At 27.9% G+C, this 3,601-nt stretch carries 2 protein-coding genes and 1 pseudogene; all 3 read right to left on the reverse strand.

Features of this window, described 5'->3' with window-relative positions:
- A partial coding sequence (locus F1741_RS02195; protein WP_152309984.1) for a hypothetical protein occupies positions 1-848 on the reverse strand: 848 nt, incomplete at its 3' end.
- A gap of 1,447 nt (positions 849-2,295) precedes the next feature.
- A complete protein-coding gene (locus tag F1741_RS02290; RefSeq protein ID WP_193310886.1) occupies positions 2,296-2,460 on the reverse strand; it encodes a hypothetical protein in 165 nt (54 codons plus the stop codon).
- A gap of 769 nt (positions 2,461-3,229) precedes the next feature.
- Positions 3,230-3,601 (reverse strand): annotated as a pseudogene (locus F1741_RS02295) (hypothetical protein); the annotation flags it as partial.

The following is a 3,601-nucleotide window of genomic DNA, read 5'->3' on the forward strand; positions in this document are numbered from 1 at the left end:
GAAATATCATCCATAATAACTACTGGTCTAGAATCATCAAACTTTTTAGGTGAAAAATCAATTTTTCCTTTAAGATAACTATACTTCAAACCAAGTTTACGCAAAACTGTTTTAACCATTCTAGTTTTACCAATTTCAGTACCACCAACAATAAAAAGAGATTTTTTACGAACACCAGAATTCATTAATTTTAAAATCATCTTTTCAACCATATCAAAAGGTTCAGAAAGATAACTATCAAAATCATAAATTTCAGTTTCTTCAGGAAGATGACAAACAAAAGTATCTTTAGCCATAATCATAGCTAATGACCTTAATTTATCCCAATAAAGGACATTATCTAATTTATAAGCAAAAGATTTTAATTGTTGTTCAGCTTCAATTGAATTAATTAAACCACTCTTAAATAAAACCTCTAAACGAAGTCGTTCAATATCAAGTTCATTTTTTTTCTCTCTTTCATCTTGTTGACGACTTTTTTTAGGATAAACACCATTTTCAATAAAATTACCTTTTTTAATAATATATTCTCTATAAAGATCTAAATTATATCGAAATTTTTTTTTAGGTTTTTCAAAATGAGCAGTACGATATTCTTTTTCACCTTTTTCATTAATAAAAGGTAAAGCAAAAACCCTTTGAGCATCTCGAAGATCTATTTTCTTATCAAAAACTAATAAGGAATGAATATGTAAACCATCATCAGCATGATAATCATTACAACTAATATCATAAATAACTTTTATTTTATTTTTATTTTTACTATTAAATAAATTAATTTGAGTTTTTAATAATTTAATAAATTCTTCTTGAAGAATAGGAAACCTAGAATAAGTTAAACCAACCATTTTAGTATTTAATCTATAAGGTGTCCAATCATTTTGATTTTAATTACCAACAAAGATCTATTTTTTGGTATAATAATAGTGTTATTTTCCAACATTTTTTTTCCTTCCGCAAACTGTTTGAGCAGCAGTTTTTTTTATATACTCAAAATTTGTGAACTCACATGACTTTCACGCTATAATTTAATCCTTTCATAAGCCTACACGCTTTTTTTTTTTAAACATTTGCAAAACTCCTAGAATTTTAGATGTCCTGACCCCTTCATTAACAGACCAGAGTCGGGACGAACTCAATGAGGTCGTAATACCCTTCAAGCCTAACGGCTTGCCTTAAGGGTAGATTGAGGAAGGAAAGCCCCAGAAACGGACCATCTCTGCCTCAAAGCTTTTTCAAATTAAGCTAAACGAGGAACACCAATAGAAGGGATGAAAGCAGTAGCTGTTTTCATTCCTTACTTAAAGCATCCACCACAGCTCCACTAAACTTTAAAACATCACCAGTAACTGCTAAACTACGGGGCATTTCGGGAGAAGAAGAAATAGGAGAATCTTGAGATTTTTAGATTCTTGAAATTCTTGAGATTCTTCTGGTTCTTTGGTAAAGGAACTTTAGGAAAACCAAAGGTAACAGCAAAACTGTTATAACAAGCATAAAGTGTTTCTGATATTATTAAAACTATTATCAAATTGAGCTTTAATATAAAATGAACAAAATTATGTATTACTGCAGATTGAAGCGAGTTAATTGAGCTAAACTTTCATCACTAAAACCTTTTTTCTTTTAACAATTCATAAAGAACTTTAGTATAAACCTCTTTATAATGTTGATAAAGCTGAATATATTCATTTTCTTGGGGTAAAGGAGTTACAACTTTTGAGGAGCAATAACAAAAGCCGGATGGGTTTGTGGTTGAGAAGCTAATTGGGACTGTAATTGACCATGAAGATTATTTCTAGAAGCAGAAGAACAAAAAACCTAACAAAACAAAATCAAAATTAATAATAAGAAAAACCAAGTAAAAGAACATAAAGCAGGAGAAAAAGAAAACTTTTATTTCTTTTCTCATGGTCTTCTCCTTTGTTTATTTTGTTTTATCTTAGAAGATTAAAAAAAACACCAGCTATCAGGTACATCATAATAATAAAAACAAACCTGAAAAAAGTAAACCTAAAAAATGAGAAACAATTTAACAACAAAATCATTTACGTTTACCTCTTTAAAGGAGTTAACCATGTTTTTCAAAACATATTTTCTAATTCTTTGTATTGAGCATAAGGAAGTTTACCATTAGAGTTTTCTTAGAAACAACAGGTTGGGGATAATAAAAGCAATCTTTTGTTAGACTATAATATTTTTCTGTTGATAGTTTTTAGTTTTAAATAAAACTAAAAACCTTATAAACAACTGAACCAATAAAATAAAAGAAATAATAAACAATTTTAAATTTAACTAAAATACATAAGAAAACCAACAACTAACATAAAAAACAATCCAAACAATATGCAGAAAAAGATCAACTACTAAAACTTTGACTTTTTCTACATGATAAATAATGCTGAAAAACTGTCTAAAATGATATAATAAGTTGTAAAATTTTAAAATAAAAGTTAACATATTTCGCGGCTCCTCTAGCTGAAACCATATGGTTTTCCTTTCCCTGGAAAAAAGAAACTATATGGTTTTTTATTTATAAAGTTATAAAAAGCAGTCCCAAATCTATACGACACTGATACGAACGTATAAACTTGAGACCACTTGTAATTATATTATACAAATATTTTGCTGCATAATATAACTTTTTTTATTTTCAGAACTGTATCAGTGTTTCTACTTATATTATAACACATAATTTTATGAATCAAACAAAAAATAACTTAAAAAAGCTATTTATTATACGATTATTCAAAGAATCAAAATTTTCGCGGCCAGGCCTACCGCCGAAATTTTGACAAAATGATAAAAAATAGCTCAAATTTTATAAAAATTTGAACAAGAAGGTTTGATAACAAACCAAGTTAATAAATATTATATAATACTTTTTTTCAAATTTTAATAAAATTTCATCCTAGTCTAAAAAGTCTGCGGATGAAAAATAAATAATATAAAGCAATAAAAATTTTTTTTTTTTAAAACTCGATTATTCGTCATTCTCTATGTAGGCGCTTTGCGGCAATGTTAATACGCGCGCCTACATATTTCATCCCTAGTCTAAAAGTCTGGCGGATGAACTTTTAAACGATTATTCAAAAAAATACAAAAAAGGCTCTATCCGCTAGTTTTAATTAGCGGATGAGTTTTTTTCAATTACTTCAACGTTGTCATCTCCGAAAATAATTCTAGCAAGAATTTCAGCAGAACGACCATTAGCATTTTTAATTTTTGTTTAATTTCTTTTCTTCATCAGTGTAATACAAAGGACGTTCAGTATGATAATCACATTCTTTAAATTCAATAATTTCAATGTTTTTCGAACATAAATATGGTCATACTTTTCAAATTCATCATTCTTTTCACACCATCTTTCAGGATGTTTATCCGGATTAACAATATAGATAAAAAGTTTGCCACCAGTAATGGTAACAGTTCTTTGCATTTTAACATCTACTTCCGTAGTATCACCATTACCAATTAAACTTTTAATACCATCTTCGGGGTCCAATTTATAAATTTTTTGAAGAGAAATATCATCCATAATAACTACTGGTCTAGAATCATCAAACTTTTTAGGTGAAAAATCAATTTTTCCTTTAAGATA

It is taken from the genome of 'Cynodon dactylon' phytoplasma (assembly GCF_009268075.1).
In the GTDB taxonomy this organism is placed as follows: Bacteria; Bacillota_I; Bacilli_A; order Acholeplasmatales; family Acholeplasmataceae; genus Phytoplasma; species Phytoplasma cynodontis.

Excerpts from the sequence above, each read along its gene's own strand:
- F1741_RS02290 (WP_193310886.1), bottom strand. The coding sequence starts at position 2,460 with ATGTTAACTTTTATTTTAAAATTTTACAACTTATTATATCATTTTAGA.